The organism is Nonomuraea sp. NPDC000554 (genome assembly GCF_040300065.1).
Classification (GTDB): domain Bacteria; phylum Actinomycetota; class Actinomycetes; order Streptosporangiales; family Streptosporangiaceae; genus Nonomuraea.
The window spans coordinates 13,029-34,940 of sequence record NZ_JBEPDC010000010.1 but is presented as its reverse complement, the minus strand read 5'-3'; the positions used below and the strand labels follow the sequence as shown (position 1 = coordinate 34,940).

Annotated in this window: 24 protein-coding genes; 11 read left to right on the top strand and 13 right to left on the bottom strand. The window is 71.4% G+C overall.

Going from position 1 to position 21,912, the window contains the following annotated elements; genetic code table 11:
* Nucleotides 1–29 precede the first annotated feature (29 nt).
* The 3 genes from ABT294_RS20055 to ABT294_RS20045 form a co-directional block, all read right to left on the bottom strand.
* Entirely contained in the window at nucleotides 30–1,652 is a 1,623-nt protein-coding gene (locus ABT294_RS20055) for a serine/threonine-protein kinase (RefSeq protein ID WP_350807513.1), read from the bottom strand.
* A gap of 35 nt (nucleotides 1,653–1,687) precedes the next feature.
* On the bottom strand, nucleotides 1,688–2,797 hold the full coding sequence (locus ABT294_RS20050; protein WP_350807512.1) for a serine/threonine-protein kinase: 1,110 nt from the start codon (nucleotides 2,795–2,797) through the stop codon (nucleotides 1,688–1,690).
* Nucleotides 2,798–2,867: 70 nt separating this feature from the next.
* Nucleotides 2,868–3,476 carry a superoxide dismutase gene (locus ABT294_RS20045; RefSeq protein WP_350807511.1) on the bottom strand — a complete coding sequence of 203 codons (609 nt, stop codon included), beginning with the start codon at nucleotides 3,474–3,476 and terminating at the stop codon, nucleotides 2,868–2,870.
* A 530-nt stretch (nucleotides 3,477–4,006) separates the two neighbouring features.
* On the opposite strand from ABT294_RS20045, the gene ABT294_RS20040 reads away from it, so the two are divergent.
* Nucleotides 4,007–4,195 (top strand): DUF5999 family protein, encoded by a 189-nt coding sequence (locus ABT294_RS20040; RefSeq protein WP_350807509.1) that lies wholly within the window; start codon nucleotides 4,007–4,009, stop codon nucleotides 4,193–4,195.
* A 93-nt stretch (nucleotides 4,196–4,288) separates the two neighbouring features.
* Here ABT294_RS20040 and ABT294_RS20035 read toward each other — a convergent pair whose 3' ends face one another.
* Together ABT294_RS20035 and ABT294_RS20030 are read right to left on the bottom strand one after the other, a co-directional pair.
* A complete protein-coding gene (locus ABT294_RS20035) occupies nucleotides 4,289–5,941 on the bottom strand; it encodes a fumarate hydratase (protein ID WP_350807801.1) in 1,653 nt (550 codons plus the stop codon).
* Nucleotides 5,942–5,966: 25 nt separating this feature from the next.
* On the bottom strand, nucleotides 5,967–6,899 hold the full coding sequence (locus tag ABT294_RS20030; RefSeq protein ID WP_350807507.1) for a DMT family transporter: 933 nt from the start codon (nucleotides 6,897–6,899) through the stop codon (nucleotides 5,967–5,969).
* Between the two features lie 68 nt (nucleotides 6,900–6,967).
* Here ABT294_RS20030 and pdxR point away from each other — a divergent pair, with 68 nt between their 5' ends.
* From pdxR to ABT294_RS50850, 3 genes are read left to right on the top strand one after another with little or no spacing between them, the layout of a single operon-like run.
* Nucleotides 6,968–8,485 carry a MocR-like pyridoxine biosynthesis transcription factor PdxR gene (pdxR, locus tag ABT294_RS20025; RefSeq protein WP_350807506.1) on the top strand — a complete coding sequence of 506 codons (1,518 nt, stop codon included), beginning with the start codon at nucleotides 6,968–6,970 and terminating at the stop codon, nucleotides 8,483–8,485.
* A gap of 53 nt (nucleotides 8,486–8,538) precedes the next feature.
* Nucleotides 8,539–9,477, top strand: a complete 939-nt coding sequence (locus ABT294_RS20020; protein ID WP_350807505.1) for a Gfo/Idh/MocA family protein — start codon at nucleotides 8,539–8,541, stop codon at nucleotides 9,475–9,477.
* A gap of 31 nt (nucleotides 9,478–9,508) precedes the next feature.
* Nucleotides 9,509–9,697, top strand: a complete 189-nt coding sequence (locus ABT294_RS50850) for a Cgl0159 family (beta/alpha)8-fold protein (RefSeq protein ID WP_502912078.1) — start codon at nucleotides 9,509–9,511, stop codon at nucleotides 9,695–9,697.
* Here ABT294_RS50850 and ABT294_RS20010 read toward each other — a convergent pair.
* The 3 genes from ABT294_RS20010 to ABT294_RS20000 all read right to left on the bottom strand — a co-directional run bounded on the left by ABT294_RS20010 (nucleotide 9,694) and on the right by ABT294_RS20000 (nucleotide 12,542).
* A complete protein-coding gene (locus ABT294_RS20010; protein ID WP_350807504.1) occupies nucleotides 9,694–10,857 on the bottom strand; it encodes an MFS transporter in 1,164 nt (387 codons plus the stop codon). The genes ABT294_RS50850 and ABT294_RS20010 overlap by 4 nt on opposite strands.
* Before the next feature lie 269 nt (nucleotides 10,858–11,126).
* Complete coding sequence (locus ABT294_RS20005) at nucleotides 11,127–11,651, bottom strand: DUF998 domain-containing protein (RefSeq protein ID WP_350807503.1); 525 nt, start codon at nucleotides 11,649–11,651, stop codon at nucleotides 11,127–11,129.
* Between the two features lie 183 nt (nucleotides 11,652–11,834).
* Nucleotides 11,835–12,542 carry an SDR family oxidoreductase gene (locus ABT294_RS20000; protein ID WP_350807502.1) on the bottom strand — a complete coding sequence of 236 codons (708 nt, stop codon included), beginning with the start codon at nucleotides 12,540–12,542 and terminating at the stop codon, nucleotides 11,835–11,837.
* 73 nt (nucleotides 12,543–12,615) lie between these two features.
* On the opposite strand from ABT294_RS20000, the gene ABT294_RS19995 reads away from it, so the two are divergent.
* A complete protein-coding gene (locus ABT294_RS19995; RefSeq protein ID WP_350807501.1) occupies nucleotides 12,616–13,167 on the top strand; it encodes a TetR/AcrR family transcriptional regulator in 552 nt (183 codons plus the stop codon).
* A gap of 77 nt (nucleotides 13,168–13,244) precedes the next feature.
* Nucleotides 13,245–13,868 carry a DUF1707 SHOCT-like domain-containing protein gene (locus ABT294_RS19990; RefSeq protein ID WP_350807500.1) on the top strand — a complete coding sequence of 208 codons (624 nt, stop codon included), beginning with the start codon at nucleotides 13,245–13,247 and terminating at the stop codon, nucleotides 13,866–13,868.
* A gap of 69 nt (nucleotides 13,869–13,937) precedes the next feature.
* Here ABT294_RS19990 and glpX read toward each other — a convergent pair whose 3' ends face one another.
* Nucleotides 13,938–14,972 (bottom strand): class II fructose-bisphosphatase, encoded by a 1,035-nt coding sequence (glpX, locus tag ABT294_RS19985; RefSeq protein ID WP_350807499.1) that lies wholly within the window; start codon nucleotides 14,970–14,972, stop codon nucleotides 13,938–13,940.
* Between the two features lie 173 nt (nucleotides 14,973–15,145).
* Between glpX and ABT294_RS19980 the strand changes: the two genes are divergently transcribed.
* The 3 genes from ABT294_RS19980 to ABT294_RS19970 all read left to right on the top strand — a co-directional run bounded on the left by ABT294_RS19980 (nucleotide 15,146) and on the right by ABT294_RS19970 (nucleotide 16,631).
* Complete coding sequence (locus ABT294_RS19980; RefSeq protein ID WP_350807498.1) at nucleotides 15,146–15,757, top strand: TetR/AcrR family transcriptional regulator; 612 nt, start codon at nucleotides 15,146–15,148, stop codon at nucleotides 15,755–15,757.
* Between the two features lie 11 nt (nucleotides 15,758–15,768).
* Nucleotides 15,769–16,299, top strand: a complete 531-nt coding sequence (locus ABT294_RS19975; RefSeq protein WP_350807497.1) for a DUF4245 domain-containing protein — start codon at nucleotides 15,769–15,771, stop codon at nucleotides 16,297–16,299.
* A 95-nt stretch (nucleotides 16,300–16,394) separates the two neighbouring features.
* Nucleotides 16,395–16,631: an exodeoxyribonuclease VII small subunit gene (locus tag ABT294_RS19970; protein ID WP_350807496.1), complete on the top strand. Its 237-nt coding sequence runs from the start codon at nucleotides 16,395–16,397 to the stop codon at nucleotides 16,629–16,631.
* A gap of 147 nt (nucleotides 16,632–16,778) precedes the next feature.
* Here ABT294_RS19970 and ABT294_RS19965 read toward each other — a convergent pair whose 3' ends face one another.
* Nucleotides 16,779–17,195 carry a nitroreductase family deazaflavin-dependent oxidoreductase gene (locus ABT294_RS19965; RefSeq protein WP_350807495.1) on the bottom strand — a complete coding sequence of 139 codons (417 nt, stop codon included), beginning with the start codon at nucleotides 17,193–17,195 and terminating at the stop codon, nucleotides 16,779–16,781.
* A gap of 87 nt (nucleotides 17,196–17,282) precedes the next feature.
* Between ABT294_RS19965 and ABT294_RS19960 the strand changes: the two genes are divergently transcribed.
* A complete protein-coding gene (locus ABT294_RS19960) occupies nucleotides 17,283–17,915 on the top strand; it encodes a TetR/AcrR family transcriptional regulator (protein ID WP_350807494.1) in 633 nt (210 codons plus the stop codon).
* 103 nt (nucleotides 17,916–18,018) lie between these two features.
* Here the strand turns inward: ABT294_RS19960 and xseA are convergent, their stop codons facing one another.
* Nucleotides 18,019–19,236, bottom strand: a complete 1,218-nt coding sequence (gene xseA / locus ABT294_RS19955) for an exodeoxyribonuclease VII large subunit (RefSeq protein WP_350807492.1) — start codon at nucleotides 19,234–19,236, stop codon at nucleotides 18,019–18,021.
* A gap of 26 nt (nucleotides 19,237–19,262) precedes the next feature.
* Complete coding sequence (locus tag ABT294_RS19950) at nucleotides 19,263–20,330, bottom strand: DUF8129 domain-containing protein (protein WP_350807490.1); 1,068 nt, start codon at nucleotides 20,328–20,330, stop codon at nucleotides 19,263–19,265.
* Between the two features lie 100 nt (nucleotides 20,331–20,430).
* On the opposite strand from ABT294_RS19950, the gene ABT294_RS19945 reads away from it, so the two are divergent.
* Nucleotides 20,431–21,399 carry a 4-hydroxy-3-methylbut-2-enyl diphosphate reductase gene (locus tag ABT294_RS19945; protein ID WP_350807489.1) on the top strand — a complete coding sequence of 323 codons (969 nt, stop codon included), beginning with the start codon at nucleotides 20,431–20,433 and terminating at the stop codon, nucleotides 21,397–21,399.
* Here ABT294_RS19945 and ABT294_RS19940 read toward each other — a convergent pair.
* Nucleotides 21,396–21,905, bottom strand: a complete 510-nt coding sequence (locus tag ABT294_RS19940) for a DUF6542 domain-containing protein (RefSeq protein ID WP_350807488.1) — start codon at nucleotides 21,903–21,905, stop codon at nucleotides 21,396–21,398. The two genes, ABT294_RS19945 and ABT294_RS19940, sit on opposite strands and share 4 nt — an antisense overlap.
* Nucleotides 21,906–21,912: the final 7 nt, after the last annotated feature.

Here is a 21,912-nt window from a genome sequence, read left to right as displayed (position 1 = left end):
GCCTCCCAGTCTGGCCCACGCCTGGTGGATCAGCTGGAAATGACCGCCACGATGAGGATGGCGATCACCACGGCCGCGCCCGCCGCCACGCCCATCAGCACGAGCATGCCGTTGCGGTTGCCGCCGTCGCGCTGCTCCGGCTGCCCGGCGATGGCGAACAGGTCGGTTCCCAGGCCCTTCGGGACGGGCAGGTCGGGCATCATCGGCTGCGGCATGGGAGGCGACATCGGCGGCGCGGGCAGCGGGTAGACCTGCTGGCCCGGCGACCCGTTCTGCGGCAGCTGCACGCGCCTGGTGGTGACGGCCGCCTCGTCGCCCGTCCACTGCTGAGGCGGCGGCTGGGGCGGACTCGCCTGCGGGGGCGCCGGCTGGGGCGGACTTGCCTTCGGGGGCGCCGACTGGGGCGGCGCGCCGCGCTGGCCCATTCCCTTCGGGATGGGCGTCTTGGGACGCGCCACGGTGATCGTCTGCTCGGGGTCGTACGGCTGGGGAGCGGACCCAGGGGCGAACGCCCCGGCGGGGGACACGCCCCCCTGGGCTGGGCCGAACGCACCGGCGGGAGCGCCGCTCGACGGCGCCGAGCCGAACGCCCCGGCGCGGGGCACGCCACTGCCGCCCTGGGCGGCGGGCGCGGCGCCCTGGGGGCCTGCCGCGGGTGGCCGGTTGCCGGGCGTGGGTGGCCGGGAGCCCCTCGTCGGGCCGGCAGCGGCGGTGGGGCCGCCCTTGGAAGCGGGGGAGGACGGGACGCCGGGCGCCGCGTCCTTCGCGTTGGGCACGGGTGGCTCCTGCTTGTTCGATGCCTCGATGTTGATCACCGGCATCTCGCTCGTGGGCGTGTCGGCGACCATCCGCAGCATGGTCTCGGCCTGGGCGGCGCCCAGCCGTTGCCGGTAGTCCTTGTTCAGCAGCCCGGTCAGGACCGGCCGCAGCTGGCCGGCCTGGGTGGGCGGGTCGGCGTTCTCGCTCAGCAGCGCCGCCAGCGTCTCGGCGATCGTGGCCCGCTCGTACGCGGGACGCCCCTCGACGGCGAAGTACAGCGTCGCGCCCAGCGACCAGATGTCGGACTCGGGCCCGGTGTACTCGCCTCTGGCCCGTTCGGGCGCCGTGTACCCGGGGGAACCGATGACCATGCCGGTCTTGGTGAGCCTGGAGTCGCCCTCGGCCTTGGCGATGCCGAAGTCGGTCAGCACCACGCGCCCGTTCTCGGTGATCAGCACGTTGCCCGGCTTCACGTCGCGGTGCGTGATGCCCGCCGCGTGCGCCGCGCGCAACGCGCCGAGCAGGTCCACGCCGATCTCCGCGACCAGCCGGGGCGGCAGCGGCCCCTCCTCGTCGATGACCTGCTCCAGCGAGCGGGCCTCGATCAGCTCCATGATGATCCACGGGCTGTTGTCCTGGATGATCACGTCGTGGATGGCGGCGACGGCCGGATGGCTGATCCGTGCGGCGAGGCGCCCCTCGCGGACCATCCGTTCCCGCAGTTCGACGCGCTGCTCTTCGGTCAGACCAGGGTCCTGGCGGATTTCCTTGACCGCCACCTCGCGCCCCAGGGCGCGGTCGCGGGCGCGCCACACGGTGCCCATGGTCCCCCGACCGAGCGGCGCGATCAGCTCGTAGCGATCCGCGAGCAGGCGTTTCTGCTGTTCCGGCATGAGACGACGATATCGATTCTCGGTTGGGAAGTGCTTTACCCTCGCTTGCGAAGGTCCTTGGGCCAGAACCTACGCGGAAGGCACAACTTTATCACCGTCGCCTTGAACCGGGCATAAGTGGACGGAGTTGGCTTGGGTTCGACCCGCTTCCGGTGGACGCCCTCGCCCGGCTTGCGTTCCTGCCGGGGCGCGGGCACCGCCATCGTCGTCGTGGTGGTCTCGGCCCGGTGCAGGCCCCGGTGCGACGGCCTGCGGGCGAACGACGGCGTCGTGATCGCCGATGCCGTCCGCGCAGGCTTGCGCGGGGTCATCGGCTCCTCGGCGGAACCACCCGCCGCCACCCGCGCGAGCAGCAGCGAGGCGCGGACGGAGTCGAGCCGCGTCTGCGGGTCGATGCGCAGCAGCGCGTCGAGCACCGGCGCGAGCGGGCCCGCCTTGGTCATCGGGATCGGCTCGCCGCTCGTCAGGGCGGCCAGCGCGGCGGCCGCCGTGCGCCGCCCGTGCAGGCCCCGCCCCTCCACGGCGGTGTAGAGGGTCGCGCCCAGCGACCACAGGTCGGCCGCGGGGCTGGCTTTCGCGCCGAGGACCCGCTCGGGTGCGATGTACCCGGCCGAGCCGAGCACGATGCCCGCCTGCGTGATCGAGACGTCGCCCTCCAGCGCGGCCAGCCCGAAGTCGGTGAGCACCGCGCGGTCCTCCGTCACCAGCACGTTGCTGGGCTTCACGTCGCGGTGCAGGATCCCCTTGGCGTGGACGGCGCGCAGCGCCCCGAGGATCTGCCGCCCGATCTCGGCGGCCTTGCGCGGGTGCAGCGGGCCGCCCTCCTGGATGAGCTGCTCCAGGGACCTGGCCTGGAGCAGCTCCATCACGATCCACGGCCGGTCGTCCTCGGTGACCACGTCGAACACGGTGATGACCGAGGGGTGCGCGACCATCGCGGTGGCCCGTCCCTCGCGCTCGGTCCGGTGGCACAGCTCGGCGCGCAGCTCCTCGTCGAGGACGGCGGGCAGCCGCACCTCCTTGACCGCGACGTCGCGGTCGAGCAGCTCGTCGTGCGCCCGCCAAACGGTGCCCATGCCGCCGCGTCCAACCGGTTCCAAAAGCCGGTAGCGCGCGGCGAGTAGGTAACCGGAGGGCGCACGCATGCCTGGCAGCTTACCTATTTGTGTAAACCGACCAGTAGAGGCGGGGCCGATAAAATGTTGCGAACTTAAGTCAACCCGTCTGACTCGTCACGTCAGCAAAGCGCCTGGCCACATCGGTCCAGTTGACCAAGCCCCACAGCTTCTCGACATAGTCCGGGCGCACGTTACGGTACTGCAAGTAGTAGGCGTGCTCCCAGGCGTCGAATACGAGCAGGGGAGTGGTGTTCATGCCGATGTTGCCGTGGTGGTCGTAGACCTGCTCGACGACGAGCCTGCGGCTCAGCGGCTCCCAGGCCAGTACGCCCCAGCCGGAGCCCTGCACCGACGCCGTGGCCGTGGTGAGCTGCCGCTGGAACGCCTCGAACGTGCCGAAGTGCTCGTCGATGGCGTCCCTCAGTGCTCCGTCGGGCCGGTCGCCGCCGTCGGGTGAGAGGTTTTCCCAGAAGATCGAGTGCAGCACGTGGCCCGACAGGTTGAACGCGAACGTCTTCTCCAGCCCCACGAGGTTGCCGAAGTCGCCTCCGTCGCGGGCCTCGGCGAGCCGGTCCAGGGTGTCGTTGGCGCCCTTGACGTAGGCGGCGTGGTGCTTGGCGTGGTGCAGCTCCAGGATCTCGCCGGTGATGGCGGGCTCCAGCGCGGCGTAGTCGTAGGGCATGTCAGGAAGGGTGTACTTCCCCATGGTGTCCTCCTAGTCGATCTCTGTGACATCGACACTATTGCAACTAGGTTGCAACTGCATCGGTCTTGCGACCTAGGTCCACGACAGGGCAGTCTGGGGTTGTCAGTAAGGTCCCGGGTCCGCGCGGGTGGCGACGGCCGCCCGCGCGGACGCCGTTCCGGGGCGGGAAGTTCGCCGAATCGCAGGTCGGGGCGGGTACGCGGGGCGCGGCAAGGTCACTGACAAACGGATCCGTGGATTTCGTCAGCAAGTTGTAAGGACCTGGTAAGGCTGCGGGGGCAAGGTGGTGAGTAAGGAAAGTCAACCGCCCCCCAGGGAAGCCGCCAAAGTGTCAGTAGCCGGCGTCAGAATGGGGACAAGCGTCACAGGAACCGAAGACCGCCGAGACTTCGTTGAGGGACGTGATGAGATGCGCCAGACACAGGTTCGCCGCCGGCCGCAGAAGCCGACAGGGGCCACTCTGGATCTCCGCACGCCGTCAGGGCGAAAGCTGCCCTTCTAGGAATCCAGCGTCATCTGTGAGGTGCGCGATGTGCAGTCACACCCCCGCCTGTCCGACCGCCTACTCCGCCGACCGTGAGGCGTCGCACGTGGTCTCGTCCCACCCTGACCAGGGGTGGAGCCTCCTGTGCAACGGCATCGTGCTGTTCGAGGACACCGGCCTGCTGCTGCCCGACGGCACCGTCGTCGCGCCGCACCGGGCGCCGGTCGCCGCCTGAGCGCGAGGCCGTCGCTGATCGACGGGTACCGGCCGGTGCCGGGCGACGCGATCGCCCACCCGGCACCCTCCGGAGCCCCGTCTGCCTACGCGTCTACCTACGGCCGATCGAGAGCGCCGGGCCGGTGCGGTCGGTGAAGAAGTCGTCGCCCTTGTCGTCGACGACGATGAACGCGGGGAAGTCCTCGACCTCGATCTTCCACACCGCCTCCATGCCGAGTTCCGGGTACTCCAGCAACTCCACCTTCTTGATGCAGTCCTGCGCCAGCCGCGCGCCGGGGCCGCCGATGCTCCCCAGGTAGAAGCCGCCGTACTGCTGGCACGCCTGGGTCACCTGCTTCGACCGGTTGCCCTTGGCGAGCATGACCATCGAGCCGCCCGCCGCCTGGAAACGTTCGACGTAGGAGTCCATGCGACCCGCCGTGGTGGGGCCGAAGGAGCCCGACGCGTAGCCCTCGGGCGTCTTGGCGGGGCCCGCGTAGTAGACCGGGTGGTCCTTCAGGTACTGGGGCATCTCGCCGCCGTTGTCGAGCAGCTCGGCGATCTTCGCGTGCGCGATGTCACGGGCGACGACCAGCGGGCCGCTCAGGGAGAGCCGCGTCTTGACCGGATATTTCGTCAACTGGGCGAGGATCTCCGGCATGGGACGGTTGAGGTCCACCTGGAGTACGTCGTCCGACAGGTGAGCGTCGGTCGTCTCCGGGAGGAAACGCGCCGGGTCCGTCTCCAGCTTCTCCAGGAAGACGCCCTCCGGCGTGATCTTGGCCAGCGCCTGACGGTCGGCCGAGCACGACACGGCGATCGCCACCGGGCAGGACGCGCCGTGCCGGGGCAGCCGGATGACCCGCACGTCGTGGCAGAAGTACTTGCCGCCGAACTGCGCCCCGATGCCGAGCTTCTGCGTCAGCTCGAACACCTTGGCCTCCATCTCCAGGTCGCGGAACCCGTGCGCGGACGCCGAGCCGGACGTGGGGATCGAGTCGAGATAGCGGGCGCTGGCGTACTTGGCCGTCTTCAGCGCGTACTCGGCGGACGTGCCGCCCACGACGACCGCCAGGTGGTACGGCGGGCAGGCGGCGGTGCCGAGCGAGCGGATCTTCTCCTCCAGGAAGGCCAGCATCCGCTTCTCGTTCAGCACGGCCTTGGTCTCCTGGTACAGGAACGACTTGTTGGCCGAACCGCCGCCCTTGGCCATGAACAGCAGCTTGTACTCGTCGGGGTGGCCGTGCGGGTCCTCGGCGTAGAGCTCGATCTGGGCGGGCAGGTTGGAGCCCGTGTTCTTCTCCTCCCACATGGTCAGCGGGGCCATCTGGGAGTAGCGCAGGTTCAGCCTGGTGTAGGCGTCGTAGACGCCGCGCGAGACGTGCTCGGCGTCGCGGCCGTCGGTCAGGACGTGCCGGCCGCGCTTGCCCATGACGATCGCGGTGCCGGTGTCCTGGCACATGGGCAGCACGCCGCCGGCCGAGATCGAGGCGTTCTTGAGCAGGTCGAGGGCGACGAAACGGTCGTTGCCGCTGGACTCGGGGTCATCGACGATCTTGCGGAGCTGGGCGAGGTGCGAGGAGCGCAGGAAGTGCGAGATGTCGTGGATCGCCGTCTCGGTGAGCAGCCGCAACACCTCGGGCTCGACCTCGAGGAACGTCCTCCCCGCCGCTTCGACCCGCCGCACCCCCTCCGTCGTGATCAGCCGATACTCCGTGTCGTCGGCCCCAAGTGGAAGAAGGTCGCTGTAGTCGAACTCGCCCATGTCCATCCTTTCGGTCTCCTAGAGATTACGCGTCCCGCCGCCCCCTCCCGTCTCCGACCGGCCTCCGGGCACGGGACGCGCTCAGACCGACCAGGATGCCCGCGATCACCAGGGCCGCGCCCAGCAGGTCGTACGCGGACGGCGTGGCGACGCCGAGCACCAGGCCGGTGACGATCGCCCCCACCGGGATGAGCCCGGCGAACAGGCCCGCGCGCCCCGGGCCGAGCCTGGGCAGCGAGGAGTACCAGAGGAAGAAGGCCACCACCGTGACCACGACCGCCAGGTAGCCGAAGCCGAGCGCCTCGGCGGCCGTCGGCACCCTGAACATGCCCGGGCCCTCCTGCACCAGCCCGATGGCCGCCAGCATCGGCCCGGCCAGCGCCGTCGAGTACGCCGATACCCGGATCGGGCCCAGCTTCGGCAGCAGCGGGATGGCCAGCATGGAGAAGCTGATCTCCCCGATCCAGGCGCCGAGCGCCCACAGCAGGCCGGGCAGGTTGCCGGTGCCGAGCCCGGTGGCCAGCGTCCCGCCCGCCACCACCACGGCCGCCCCGATCAGCAGCCGGGGCGCGGGCCGGCCGCCGAACAGCGCCAGGCCCAGCGGGACGGTGCCGAGCACGGTCCCGACCAGGGCGGGGCCGGACGCGCGGGTCGACTCGACCACGCAGACGTTGAACAGGGCCAGGCCGAGCAACGCCAGCGCGCCGAGCAGCAGGCCCTCGCGCCAGGTCAGCCGGACGAAGCGCAGGCCGAGCGCCCGGGTGACGGCGAGCAGGATGGCCGAGGCCACCAGGTAGCGCACCAACTGCCCGCCGTACAGCGGGTAGTCCTTGATCAGTCCCGACACGCCCGCCAGCGTCCCGACGATGAACATGGCGGTCGCCGCGCCGGCGGCTCCGTTCCCGTTGACCGCGGCGAGCCCGGGGGGCGTGGCTGTGTCGGCGACTCCGTTTCTCATGGCAAGGATGCTAGGGAGACAATGGTTCCCATAAAGGGTCCAATAGCGTGATATTAAGGGGGGCCAATGTGGGCGACCTCCACGTGCCGATAGACCGGGAGCGAGGGGGGATCGCTGGGCAGATCGCGTCCGAGCTGCGGGCGGCGATCCGCCGGGGGCGGCTCGAACCCGGCACCCGCCTGCCCGCCAGTCGCGAGCTCGCCGCCGACCTCCAGGTGTCCAGGGGAGTGGTGGTCGAGGCGTACGAGCAGCTCGTGGCGGAAGGCTTCCTGATCTCCCGCGTCGGTCACGGCACCCACGTGGCCCCGGCCGCCGCCCGCGACGTCCCCGAGCCCGATCCCCTCGCCGAGCCGCCCGCGACGGCGTGCGCGCCCTACTACGGGCACCGGCCCACCTCGCCCGACCTCGGGGGGTTCCCGAGGGAGCGGTGGCTGGCCGCGCTGCGCCACGTCCTGGCCACGATGCCGTCGGACGCGCTCGACTACGGCGACCCCGGAGGCGTTCCGGAGCTGCGCGAGGAGCTGGCCGGGTACCTGCGGCGGGTCAGGGCCGCGGACGTCCGGGCGGAGAACCTGGTGATCGTCGGCGGGGTGGCGCAGGGGCTGAGCCTGGTGCTGCACGTCCTCGCGCAGCAGGGGCCGCTGCGACTGGCCGTCGAGGACCCGGGCAGCCACCGCCAGGTGCCGCTGCTCCTCAGGTCCGGCGCCGAGCTGGTGCCGGTGCCCGTCGACGATGAGGGCCTGGACGTGGCCGCGCTCGGCCCCGCCGACGCGGCGCTCGTCACCCCGGCCCATCAGTACCCGACCGGCGTGGTCCTGTCGCCGGCCCGCCGCGCCGCCCTCATGGAGTGGGCCGCGGCCGGCCGGGCCACGATCCTGGAGGACGACTACGACGCCGAGTTCCGCTTCGACCGCGACCCCGTCGGCTGCCTGCAGGGTCTCGCCCCTGACCGGGTGGTGCTCTCCGGCAGCGTGAGCAAGGCGCTCGCCCCCGGGCTCAGGCTGGGCTGGGTGGCCGCCCCCGCCGACCTCGCGGACGCCATCCGCCGGGCGAGGAGCGAGCTGGACCTCGGCTCGCCGGTCATCGAGCAGTACGCGCTCGCCCGCTTCCTGCGTACCGGCGCCTACGACCGGCACCTGCGCCGCATGCGCAGGGAGTACCGTCGCCGCCGGGACTCCCTTGTCAGGGCGCTGGCCGAGCACCTTCCCGAGGTGCGGGTCCGCGGCATCGAGGCGGGCCTGCACGCCTACCTGGACCTGCCGGACGGCTGGGACGAGGGCCAGGTGGTGGCGCACGCCCAGGCGCTCGGGCTGGCCGCGGAGCCGCTCGGCCCGATGCGCTTCACACCCGGGCCTCCGGCCGTCGTGGTCGGCTTCGCCCGCCTCCCCGCCCACCGGACGACAGAGGCGATCCGAGCCTTGAAGACCAGAACGGCCTCCCTGCGCACTCCCGCGGCCTCCCGCCTCACGGCTCCTCCTTCCGCGGCCTCCACTACTGCGGTCTCCGCTCCTCCCGCGAACCTTCCTGCTGCGAAAGACGGAGGCCGTCCGAGGCTTAAAGGTCAGAATGTCAGGACAAAATATTGACTGAAGCCAAACGCGTCACCTAGAAAGAATCTCCACCCCCGTTTGGAGGCGCCATGCGCGTGGGACTGCTGGGCTTGGGCAGGATCGGGGCGTTTCACGCCGCCACCCTGGCCGCACATCCGCTGGTGGACGAGCTGATCGTGGCCGACCCCGTGCGCACCTCGCCGCACGGCCGGCCCGGTGACCCCTTCGACGCGGACGCCGTGGTCATCGCCACCCCGACCAGCACCCACGCCGAGCTCCTGACCAGGGCCTGCAAGCTGGGCGTCAAGGTGTTCTGCGAGAAGCCCGTGGCCGGCGGCGTCCGCGAGACCATCGAGGTGCTGGAAGCCGGCGCGGGCACCTTCGTGCAGATCGGCTTCCAGCGCAGGTTCGACGCGGGCTACGTCCAGGCGGCCGTCGCCCTGGGCGGCGGCGAGCTGGGGGAGCTGCACCGCGTCCACCTGCTCACCGCCGACCCCGCGCCACCGCCCGCCGAGTACATCCCGATGTCCGGCGGCATCTACCGCGACTGCCACATCCACGACTTCGACATCCTGCGCTGGGTGACGGGCCGCGAGGTGGTCTCGGTCTACGCGACGGGCGCCAACCGGGGCGCCGACTTCTTCCGGCAGGCAGGCGACGTCGACACCAGCGCCGCGCTGCTGACGCTCGACGACGGCACCCTCGCCACGCTCCAGGGCTCCCGCTACAACGGCGCGGGCTACGACGTGCGGATGGAGCTGGCGGGAACCAAGGGCACCTGGGCGGTCGGCCTGGGCCCGCGCGCCCCGCTGCACGCCACCGAGGGCCTCCGGCCGACCGGCGAGCCCTGGCCCGACTTCGTCACCCGGTTCGCCGACGCCTACGTTGCCGAGATCGACTCCTTCCTGCGCGCCGACGAGAGCCCCTGCTCCATAGAGGACGCCCTGGCCGCCCTCTACGTCGCCGAGGCCGCCGAACTGTCGCGCCGCGAAGGACGTCCCGTCGAGGTCGCGGAGGTGACGCGATGAAGCTCGCGGGAGCCCCCATCTCCTGAGGCGTGTGCGAGGTGCCCGGCTGGGGGCACCAGCTCGAACCCGAGCGGGTGCTCGCCGAGATACGCGCGCTCGGCCTCACCGCGACCGAGCGCTGCGGCTGCCGGGTGTGCGCGGTCTGGTGGTCGGCCGCGCGCTCCTCTACCCACCGGACGACGACGTGGCCGCCGCCATGCTGGGACCGGCCGCCCGTTAGGCGGCCGACGGTTCGGCTGTCTGCTTCGGCTGGAAGCCCGGCGCGAGGGCGATGATCACACCCGCCAGCAGGAGCGGCGCGGCGAACGCCACCCGCATGTCGGTGGCGTCCGCGATGCCGCCGACCAGGGCCGCACCCACGATGAAGCCGACGTAGTTGAACAGGTTGACCCGGGCGATCGCCACCCCGGTGCCCGCCGGGTCGAGCCTGCCGGCCGCGGAGAACGACTGCGGCGCGACCACCGACAGGCCGACGCCGGTCAGCCCGAACGCCACGATGGCCAGTGGCTGGTTGGGGGCGAGCACGACGCCGAGGAATCCGAGCGTGGCGATCGCCCCGCCGATCCTGACGATCGAGGCCGGTCCGTACGTCCTGACGGCGAGGTCGCCGCCGAGCCTGACGGCCAGCGTGGTGGCCTGGTAGGCGGCGTAGGCGAGCGGTACCACCCCGGCGTTGGCCAGAAGGATCTTCTCCATGTAGACGGTGCTGAAGTTGGAGACCGCGGCGTCGCCGATGTACAGGAAGCCCATCGCCAGGCAGAGCGGGATGATCGGCTTCCACGGGAAGTGGCCGGTGGCCGCGACGGCCGTCTCCGTCTTCTCCTCGTCGACGGTGCACAGCTTCGGCCCGGCGTAGAGCGAGCCCGCCCCGGCCAGGACCATCGGCACCGCCATGATCACGCTCAGCGGGAGCGAGGACGCCGCCGCCGCCCAGAGCGCCCCGGCCAGGCTGAAGACGCTCCACAGGCAGTGGAAGCCGTTCAGCACCGCCCTGCCGTACCGGCGTTCGACCGCGACGCCCTGCATGTTGATGCCGGCGTCCACCGCGCCGACCGCCAGCCCGAACAGCAGCAGGGCGGGCACGAGCAGCGGCACGCTCGGAGCGAGCCCGGCGAGCACCACGGCGACCGCCACGATCGGCTGGGCGACGCGCAGCAGTAGCATGCTGCCGTGCCGCGCCGCGAACGTGCCCGCGGCCACGCTGCCCACCCCGGCGAAGACCGGCACGATCAGCAACAGCAGCGTGAGCGTGCCCTCGTCGAGGTGGTGCTTGTTCTGGAGGTTCGCGACCTGCGTGAGGAGCGTCGCGAACGACAGACCCTGGACGGCGTAGACGACGAACGTGGCGATGCGGGCCTGACGGTCACGCGGGGTCGGCACGGTGGCCTCCTGGTGGGGGGAATCAAACGTGAGGCGCCGTCAGGTTAGTGCTTCGACACGCCCCCACGCCAGCAGCGGGGGACACTGAGTGAAGGCCGTGTGACACGCGTTCGGAGAGGCGGATCGCGGCGGCCACGCGCTGCCGGAGCCGCCGCGTGCGCGGTCTGATCAGGGTTCGGCGGGGTGGTGTCGCGCTGACCACACGCCCAGTGCCACCAGGGCCGCGATCTCCGTGACCGCCAGCCCGCGCTCGACCAGGCCGAGGGGCATCACCCGCCACCACGGCAGCCCGCTGCGGGCCCCAGCAGCACCATCGCGGCGATCCCCAGCACCCACAGCACCGAGCCGAGCCCGAACCCGAACGCCGCCCACGACGCCCCGCGCCTGCCCGCGTGCCGCCACGGGCGGGCGATGACCAGCGCCGCCACCGGCAGGCTGAGGAACGCCACCAGGCTGCCGACCCGGTGGATGTCGCCGCTCAGGCTGGGCCCGACCGACCAGTCGTGCTTGGGGAACGACGCCGTCACGAACAGCCCCGCACTCCACGCCATCAGGGCCAGGGTGCCCGCCAGACCGGCCAGCCGCCTACGCATGATCGACAGACCGATGGCTGCGGACCCGGCCGCCAGCAGGCCCACCCCCAGCGCGAAGATCCAGCCCTGCGCGCCGAGGCCGTGCTCGCTGATGGTCCGCCGCAGCGGGTTGACCTCGTCGAGATTGACCAGGTCCAGGCTCACGATCACCGTGACACCCGCGCCGACCGCGCCGAGTCCCCACCATGCTGCTCGATGCACGACACGCCCCCTTTCACGGCCTTCCTGATCAACCCAACGGGCGAGCCTCCCGCTCGATTCCTCCCCGACGGCCGACCCTGCGGCGTTCATCCGAAACGCAAGCGGGCGACCGGGCCGGGGCTGTCAGAGGCCGAGCCAACTCGCGGCCGAGCCCGTCGGTGGCTCCGGTGATCAGGATCGTTCTCACGCCTTCAGCCTGCCTCCCCCGTCGACGGTGAGCACCGTGCCGGTGACGAACGAGTTGTTCACCAGGAAGGCGATCGTGCTCGCCACGTCGTGCGCCGTGCCGACGCGGCCGACCGTCGCCCTGGCGGCCGAGGACTCGAAGACCGCCGCGCGGGTCTCCTCGTCCAGGACGGACCACCACTCGGTGTCGATCACGCCGGGGGAAACGGCGTTCACCCGCAGCGGCGCCAGCTCGACGGCCAGCCCCGGCACGGCGGACTCGATGCCGCCGTTGATCGCGGCCAGGGCGGCGACGCCCGGCAGCGCGGCGCCCGCCGACGCGGCCGTCACGAACGTGATCGACCCGGTGGGGGCGAGCACGTCGAGCGCGGCCTGTGCGGTGAGCAGGTGCGGGATCAGCTTGCCGGCGGCGGCCTGGGCGATCGCGTCCGCCGTCAGCGTGCGCAGGGGGCCCGCGCCACCGCGGCCCGTGACGGTGATCACCACGTGGTCGATCTCGCCGATCCTGGCGAAGAAGGCCCGCATCGCCGCGCTGTCGCACGCGTCGACGGCCTCGCCGGACGCGCGGTCGCCGAGCTGCTTCAGCGCCTGCTCCACGCGCTCGGGCGAGCGCCCGGTGATGACGACCTCGGCGCCCGACCCGGCCAGCAGGGACGCCGTTTCCAGGCCGATGCCCGTGGTACCGCCCACGATCACAACACGCATGTCGTTCTCCTATTTCGAGACATCTTGCCTCGAAACCATAAAACGAGGCACTGTGTCTTGTAAAGTGGCGCGCATGGCAGGGAGACCGCGCAGTGAAGAGGCCAGGCGGGCGATTCTGGAGGCGGCGCTGGCGCTTGTCGAGCGCGACGGCTACCAGGACGTCACGCTCAAGGGCATCGCCGAGGCGGCCGGCACTGGCAGGCAGACGCTCTACCGCTGGTGGCAGAGCAAGGCGGAGGTGCTGCTCGAAGCGATCGCCGAGCTGGTGGGGCCGGAGCTGCAACCGCCCCCCGAGAGCGGCGACCCGCACGCCGACCTGGTGGCCTTCCTGGAAGAGACGTTCGGGGCGGCCCACGGCGTAGCCGGACGCGTGGTCGTCGGGCTCATGGCCGACGCGCAGGCCGACGAGAAATTCGCGGCGGAGCTGAGAGCCAGGCTGATAGGGCCGCGCAGACAGGCCCTGCGCACGGTGCTCGCCCGCGGGGCGCTGCCCGCCGACCTGGACCTGGACCTGGCGGTCGACGTGGTCTTCGGGGCCATGTGGTACCGGCTGCTGAACCGCCACGCCGAGGTGGACGAGAAACTGGCCAGGGAGATCGCCGGGTTGCTCGGGCGAATCAGGTGATACGGGTCCCCAGGGAGGAGCGAATTCCCCGGTTGCCGGATATCGTCGAAAGCGTGAATGAGCGCGCAGGATCCTGGTTGCCTCGCTTGCAGGAGGTCGGAGAGCGGCTGGCCGAGGAGTGGGTCTCGGCGCGCCGCCCCAAGCAGAGCGAAGGGCCGCAGCCGCACGAGCTGCGCGCGTCCGACGCCGACAGGGAGCGCATCGCCCAGGTGCTCCAGGACGCGCACGCCGACGGGCGGCTCACCCTGGACGAGCTGGAAGAGCGGCTCGGCGTGGTCTTCTCCGCGCGCACGCTCGGCGAGCTGGCCCAGCTGACCGCCGACCTGCTGCCCGCCGACCAGCAACCGCTGAACCTCGACGGGCGGCCCGTGTCGGCGTTCTTCAAGCAGGAGCAGCGCGGCGGGCGCTGGGTGGTGCCCGCCGAGCTGGACGTGACCGCCATGTTCGGCACGACCAAGCTCGACTTCCGCGACGCGATCCTGCAGAACCGGCGCATCGTCATCAACGCCACGCTGGTCTTCGGCGGGCTGGAGATCCACGTGCCGGAGGGGCTCGAGGTGATCCGCGTCGCGAAGGGCAACACCGTCCGGCTCACCAAGCAGCCGGCCGGGCCCGACGCGCCCGTGGTGGAGGTCCGCACCACGAACTTCGCGGGCGACGTCAAGGTCAAGGAGCCCCCGCGCCGCAAACGCCGCCGCTGAGCCACCCCGCTGAGCCGGCCCGCGCTGAGCTGCCCCGCGCTGAACTGCCCCGCGCTGAGCCGCCGTTGACTAACCCGCGGTGTCGAAGTTGATCGCGCTGTAGGCGCGCAGCTTCCAGAGCTGGTGCTCGCTCTCGACCTTGCGGATCGTGCCCGAACGCCCCCGCATCACCAGCGAGTGCGTCACCGCGACCCCCGCCCGGAAGCGGACGCCCTGCATGAGCTCGCCCTGCGTGATGCCGGTGGCGGCGAAGAACACGTCGTCGGAGCTGACCAGGTCGTTGGTGGTGAGCACCTGGTCCAGGTCGTGCCCGGCGTCCAGCGCCTTGCGCCGCTCGGCGTCGTCGCGCGGCCACAGCTTGCCCTGGATCACGCCGCCGAGGCACTTGAGCGCGCACGCGGCCACGATGCCCTCGGGCGTGCCGCCGATGCCCAGCATCAGGTCGATGCCGGTGCCGGCGCGTGCGGCCATGATCGCGCCGGCCACGTCGCCGTCGGGAATGAACTTGATCCGCGCGCCCGTCTCCCTGATCTCCTTCACCAGCCGCTCGTGCCGCGGACGGTCCAGGACGACGACCGTGACGTCCGCCGCCGAGATCCCCTTCGCCCTGGCCACCGCGTTGATGTTCGCGGACACCGGCGCGTTGATGTCCACCACGTCGGCCGCGTCGGCCCCCGTCACCAGCTTCTCCATGTAGAACACCGCGGACGGGTCGTACATCGAGCCGCGCTCGCTCACCGCGATCACCGACACCGCGTCGGGCATGCCGAGCGCGGTCAGCCGGGTGCCGTCGATCGGGTCGACGGCCACGTCGCAGTCGGGCCCGCTGCCGTCGCCGACCTGCTCGCCGTTGAAGAGCATCGGCGCGTGGTCCTTCTCACCCTCGCCGATCACCACCACGCCGTTCATGGACACCGTGTTGATCAACTGTCGCATCGCGTTCACCGCGGCGCCGTCGGCCCCGTTCTTGTCGCCCCTGCCGACCCAGCGCGCGGCCGCCATCGCGGCCGCCTCGGTGACGCGGACCAGTTCAAGGGCGAGGTTTCGATCAGGGGCGTGCTCGCCCGTGGCCAGGGCTGCGGGTACGGACGTCTGATCGGACATGCGTGAGGCCTCCTCGTGGACAACTGTCTCGATGGTAGTTGTCCCTCTATCCCCGATCAGCGGAGGATAATGTGCCTCCCTTGCCGCACTCCCCTTCCGGCGCGCTGTCACGGGGGCGCCGAACAGGGGGAATCCGCCCCCGCGCGGCAGGGCGGCGCCATGGAGGAGATCGAATGAGCGAAGAGGAACAGCCGGTGACAGTGCCGCGCACGTCCGAGCGGGGCGCCGCCACGCGCGCGGCGCTTCTCACCGCCGCCAGGGACGTCTTCGTCTCCAGGGGCTTCGCGGAAGCGGGTGTGACGGACGTCGTGGCCAGGGCCGAGGCCAGCGTCGGCAGCCTTTACCACCACTTCTCCGGCAAGGCCGACCTCTACCTCACGCTGTTCGAGGAGTTCCAGGCCAGACAGTCGCAGCGCACCAAGCAGGCCGCCCGCCAGGCGCGCGCCGCCGGGGAGAGCGACCCGATGCGGGTCTTCATCAGCGCCGCCCGCGCCTACCTCGACGGCTGCCTGGAGGAACGCGAGCTCGCCGCCCTCTTCCTGAGGGGCGACGGTCCTCCCGGCTTCGAGGTCGTCATGCGCGACAGGCTCCGCACGTGGGCCCAGCGCAACGCCGCCCTCTTCGAAGAGGACGAGAGCGCGCTCGTCGTCGTCCTCACGGGCGCCCTCGCGGCGGCGGTCTCGGAGGTGACGCTCTCGGGCGATCGCGGCCTGGCCGAGGACGTCCTCGCCATCATCGGCCAGATCCGGCCCTCCACTTCGGCAGGCGGTGCCACCAGCCGGTAATCTCGCCAGGTGTGCGACGGTTCACCCAAGGTTTCTACGGCTACGCGGTAGCCCTGTTCGTCTGCCTGGCGGCGGCGGCGCTCTTCCTGCTGATCACCCCGCAGAGCCGCGAGGAGCACATCCCCAGGCTCGACTACTCCATCACCGTCGCCAACTTCGGCCACGCCGTGCCGTACCAGGTCTGGGCCCCCGCCAAGGACCCGGCTGGCTGGGTGCCCAACAGTAACAAGATCGCCAAGGGCCAGAACGGCGCCCAGGTCCTCTACCTCGGGTACGCCACCACCAAGAGGCAGCACGCCATGTTCGTGCAGAGCGACGAGAAGCCGCCGGCCGAGTTCGCCAGCCGGATGGCCAACTCCGACAAGGCGGTGGGCACCGAGCAGATCAACGGCCAGCCGTGGGAACGGCGCTTCCGCGAGGACAAGAACCAGCGCACGCTGGTCCGCGCCCTGCCCGACGTCACCCTCGTGGTCACGGGCACCGCCGACTGGCCGGAACTGGCCGAGCTCGCCGCCTCCCTCCAGCAGCGTCCCAAGGGCTAGCCGGGATGTCTGCGGCGGTCGCGGCGCGGACGGGCACGGGGCTCCTCGGCGGGCCAGGGGAGTGACTGTCGGCTTCTGACTCTAGGGTGGTGTTCGTGGCAGACGACAAGGCACCCTCATACGAGCAGGCCCGCGAGGAGCTGACCGAGGTGGTGCGCCGGCTGGAGACGGGCGGCCTCACCCTGGAGCAGTCGATCGAGCTGTGGGAGCGCGGCGAGAAGCTGGCCGCGATCTGCGAGGAGTGGCTGCAGGGCGCCAGGGTGAAGCTCGCCGCCGCGATGGCCCGCCGTTCCGAGCCGACCAACGGCGAAGCCGACGGCGCCCCGTTCTAGCCACCCGTCCGACCGGCCGCTCCGTCCGTCTGGTCGCTCCGTCCGTCCGGCGCGTCCGTCCGGACCGTCTGATCGGCCGCTCCGTCCGACCGGCCGCTCCGTCCGAGCCGTGGTTGCGTCTGATCGGCGGCTGGGGCTGACCAGCGGTCAGGCGGTCGCCCGGTGCAGGGCCACGATCGGGATCCTGCGGGTGGTGCCGGCCTGGTAGTCGGCGAAGCCCGGTGCGACCGAGACCACGTGCGCGAAGAGCCTGTCACGCTCCTCGCCCTCGACGAACAGCTCGGCCTTGGCCGTGAACGACTCCGTGCCGATCTCGACGGTGAGAGCGGGGTTGGCCCGCAGGTTGTGGTACCAGGCGGGGTGGCGGTCCTGGCCTCCGTTGGAGGCGACGACGTAGATGGTGCCGCCGTCCTGGAAGTACATCACCGGCGACGTGCTCTTCTTGCCGCTCTTGGCGCCGGTGGTCGTGAGCAGGGCCAGCGTGGCGCCCTCGAAGGGCCCGCCGACCACGCCCCCGTTCGCGCGGAACTCCTCGATCACCTGCTTGTTGAAATCGTCAGACATCCTTGGCTCCTTCGAATCGGAGGTTTCTCCGGTTAACAGCGGAGCCTAACCGGAGATTCCTCCGGTTACAACGGCTATGCTCATCGTGTGTGCGGACGTCACCTACCCCTCCTCGGGCAGTCACAGCCGGAACGGGCCGACGCCGCGCGCAACAGACAGAAGATCATCGACGTCGCGTTCCAGATGCTCGCCGAGCGGGGGGCCGACCAGCTCTCCTTGGACGAGGTGGCCCGCGCGGCCTGCGTCGGCGTCGGCACGGTCTACCGGCGCTTCGGCGACAGGGCCGGGCTGGTGTGGGCGCTGATCGACGAGCGGGAGCAGCGGTTCCAGGCGTCCTTCCTGAGCGGGCCGCCGCCCGTGGGGCCCGGCGCGCCGCCCGCCGACCGGATCAGGGCGTTCCTGCGCGGGCTGGTCGATCGCATCGTGGACCAGCACGATCTGTTCCTGCTGGTGGAGAAGGGCTCGCCCGAGGCCAGGTTCGCCGGCCCCTACCGCGTCTATTACACCCATCTGGCCGTCCTGCTGGCGCAGGCGCGCCCGGAGACCGACAACCACTACCTGGCCGACGCGCTGCTCGCCGCCGCCAACGCCCATCTGGTACGCCACCAGCGCGAGGAGCGCGGCATGACGGTCGAGGCGATCAAGGACGGGCTCTCCGAACTGTCAGACGCCGTCACGCGCCCGGCACCATCCGCCCGCGGCCACGCGGCTTCAGGCTGACGCGGCGGTCCCCCAGGGCGCACTCCTGGCCGAGCCAGCCGTCACCCGGACGTTCCGGGCTCCACCGCGCGGCCGTCAGTCAGACGGCTCCTCCGTGCGGCCGTCAGCCAGACGATTCCGGCTCCTCCGTGCGGACCGTCAGCCGGTCGTCGGTGAGGCGGACGGTGAGGACGGTGCCGGGGGAGACGTCCTTGGCCAGCCGGACCACCTCGCCCGACGGATACTGCACGATCGCGTACCCCCGCTCCAGCGTGGCCGCCGGGGAGAGCGCCACCAGCCGGGCACGCAGGTGCGACAGGGAGTCTTCGGCGCGGTCGAGCGAGCCCGTCAGGCAGCGCCTGGCCCGGTCGCGCAGCGCCTCCACCTGCTCGGCCCGCCGCTCCAGCTCACGCACCGGATCGGCCAGCGACGGACGCGACCGGACGGACGTCAGCCACGACGCCTCCCGGTCGAGCCAGCCGCCCAGCACCCTGCGCCCCCGGTCACGCAGCTGCCGCACCAGCGAGAGCTGCTCCCCGACATCGGGGACGACCTTCTTCGCGGCGTCGGTGGGCGTGGACGCGCGGACGTCGGCCACCAGGTCGAGCAGCGGGCTGTCCTGCTCGTGCCCGATCGCGCTCACCACCGGAGTACGGCACGCGGCCACCGCACGCACCAGCGTCTCGTCGGAGAACGGCAGCAGATCCTCCAGCGACCCGCCGCCCCTGGCGATGACGATCACGTCCACGGAGGAGTCGGCGTCGAGCCGGCCCAGCGCCTCGCTGACCTCGCCCACCGCGTATGGGCCCTGGACGGCCACCTCCTCCACCTTGAACCGCACCGCGGGCCAGCGCCGCCTGGCGTTCTCCAGCACGTCGCGCTCGGCCGCGGAGTCGCGACCGCAGATCAGGCCCACCGTGCCGGGCAGGAACGGCAGCCGCCGCTTCCTGTCGGTGTTGAACAGGCCCTCGGCGGCCAGCAACTGGCGCAGCCGCTCCAGCCGGGCCAGCAACTCGCCCACGCCGATGGGACGGATCTCCAGAGCGGTGAAGGCGAACGAGCCCTTGTTGACCCAGAAGTCGGGCTTGACGTGCATCACGACCCTGGCGCCGTCGGACGGGCGCGGCACGGTCGCCTCGTAGACGCCGCGCGGTGCGGTGACCCTGGCCGACACGTTGGCCACCGGGTCGCGCAGCGTCAGGAACACCGTTCCGCCGCGGGCGCTCAGGTCGGTGATCTGACCCTCGACCCAGACCGTGCCGAGCTTGCCGATCCACCCGCCCACCATCTGCAGGACCGTGCGGATCGGCAGCGGAGACTCGGGCGAGGTCTTCGAGGTCATGGCGGAAGACTACGGTGCGCGGCCGACTATTCGGCTGCCTGGAGCTTGGCCAGGCGGTTCTCGAACATCCGGATGACCTCGGCCCGCGCGGTCGTGGCCTGCTCGTACGCCAGGAGCTCGCCGATCTGCTCGGCGGTCTTGCCGCGCATCCTGGCTCGCAGCGACGCGACGGTCATGCCGGAGTAGCCGGGCAACGGCTCGGCCGGCTCGCCGGCCTTGCCGGGCGCGGCCTCGCTGGCCTCAGCGGCGGCCTTCGGAGCCGCCTTCGGCTTCGCGGCGGCACGCGTCTTCGGCTTCGTCTCGGCAGTCGGCTTCGCCGCAGCGGCGGGCTTCTTGGCGGCGGGCTTCCTCGTGGCGGGCCGAGCGGCAGGCGCGGGAGCCGCCTCAGCGGGAGCGGCCTCGAGAGCGGCCTCTGGAGCAGCCTCGGGCGCGACCACGGGCTCAGCGGCGGCCTCAGGAGCGGCGACGCTCACCGGCTCGGCGGCAGCGGCGGGCTCAGCGGCGGCCTTGGGCTCGGCAGGCTCGGCGGCAGCGGCGGGCTCCGGCTCGGCGGTCGGCTCGGCGACGGCCGTACCGGCGGCGGGCTCGGCGGCGGCCTTGGGCTCGGGCGCGGCGGCCTCGGCCGCGGGCTTGGGGGCGACCGCGGGCTCGGCAGCGGCTTCAGGGGCGGCTTCAGGGGCGGCGGGCTTGGACGCGGCAGGCTCGGCGGCCTCGGGCTTGGCCGGGGCGAAGATGACCGGGTCCGGCTTGGTCTTGGAGGTGCCGTTCTGCTCGGCCGCGCTGGGACCCTGCTCGCCCTTGCCGGGACGCGGCGCGAAGATGACCGGCTCCTTGCGGGCGGGCTTGGCCTCCTCCGCAGGCGGCGTGGCCAACTGCTCGACGGCGGGGCGGGAGTCGTGCTCCTCCTCCTGCTCCTCCTTGCCGCCCAATCCCTTGATCGAGTTCTTCACCCGGTCCACGAGCAGCAGCGCCTGCCCTGCGGCGCTGAGCGTGGTCTGGACGACGACGAGAGGAAGGTCCTTGATCTTCGTCTTCAACTCGTCCTTGTCGGTGACGGTCTTGGTGATGTTGCGTATCACGTCGCTGAGGGACATGACGACTCCCTGGGAGGTCAGTATTGGACGGCCAGTCTGGCAAACCGCGGCTAACCATGCACGCGCGGCCCTGTTGGTCGCTCCACGTAGCATAAGAAGTATGGAGCCCAAGACCCCCACTACCCGCAGAGTCCTCGTAGCCAAGCCGCGCGGCTACTGCGCCGGAGTCGACCGCGCCGTCGTCGCGGTCGAGAAGGCTCTCGAGCAGTATGGTGCGCCGATCTACGTCCGCAAGCAGATCGTGCACAACACCCACGTGGTCCGTACGCTCGAAGCCAAGGGCGCCATCTTCGTCGAGGAGACGGCGGACGTGCCCGAGGGGGAGATCGTGGTGTTCTCCGCCCATGGAGTCTCGCCCGCCGTCCACGCCGAGGCCGAACAGCGCCGGCTGCGCACCGTCGACGCCACCTGCCCGCTGGTCACCAAGGTGCACAACGAGGCGAAGCGGTTCGCCGGCCAGGACTACGACATCCTGCTCATCGGGCACGAAGGCCACGAGGAGGTCGAGGGCACCTCGGGTGAGGCCCCCGAGCACATCCAGCTGGTCGACGGCCTCGACTCGGTCGAGCACGTCCAGGTGCGCAACCCCGACAAGCTGGTCTGGCTGTCGCAGACCACGCTGTCGGTCGACGAGACCAACGAGACGGTCGCCAAGCTCAAGGAGCGTTTCCCCACCCTGATCGACCCGCCGAGCGACGACATCTGCTACGCCACCCAGAACCGCCAGGTGGCGGTCAAGGAGATCGCGGCGCAGTCGCAGCTCGTCATCGTGGTCGGCTCCGAGAACTCGTCCAACTCCAAGCGCCTGGTCGAGGTGGCCAAGGACCACGGCGCGGCGGCGTCCTACCTGGTCGACAACGCCTCGTTCATCCGCGACGAGTGGCTCGAAGGGGTCACCACGGTCGGCGTCACCAGCGGCGCGTCGGTGCCGGAAGAGCTGGTCGACGAGGTGCTCGCCCGGCTGGCGCAGCACGGCTTCGACGACGTCGAGCAGGTCGAGTCGGTGCAGGAGAGCATGCGGTTCGCGCTGCCGCACGAGCTGCGCAAGGACCTCCGGGTCGTCTCCTAGTCGTCGGAGCGCGGCGTGCCGTACACCTTGGGCTCGAAGTAACCCTCGGGCTCGGGCGCGTAGAGCTGGCGCGTACGCGGCACGTCCGCGCCGGCCCGCAGCTCCTCGCGCAGGTCGCGGACGTTGTCACGCAGGCCGCGCCGCCAGGCCACGGCGAGCACGATCGCCGAGCCCGCGAACAGCCACGGCGCGCCGCGCGACAGCGAGCCGTAGAGCCCGAGCGCGAGCGACTGCACGATCGACACCGAGCCGAGCGCCCGGCCCAGCTCCACGAAGAGTGTGGCCGCGAAGAACACCAGCGGCGGGGTCACCACCAGCGACAGCAGCTCGCGCGGGTTGACCAGCAGCACGCCCAGCACGCTCGCGAGCACGAACGCCAGGCCGATCAGGATCGGCAGGTTCACCAGCGCCGCCACGATGTAGCCCGCCAGGGTGGCGACCAGGGCGAGCGCGATGGCGCCGCGAGCGGTCAGCTTGACAGCCGAACGCCTGCCTTTCTCAGTCACTGGCCCC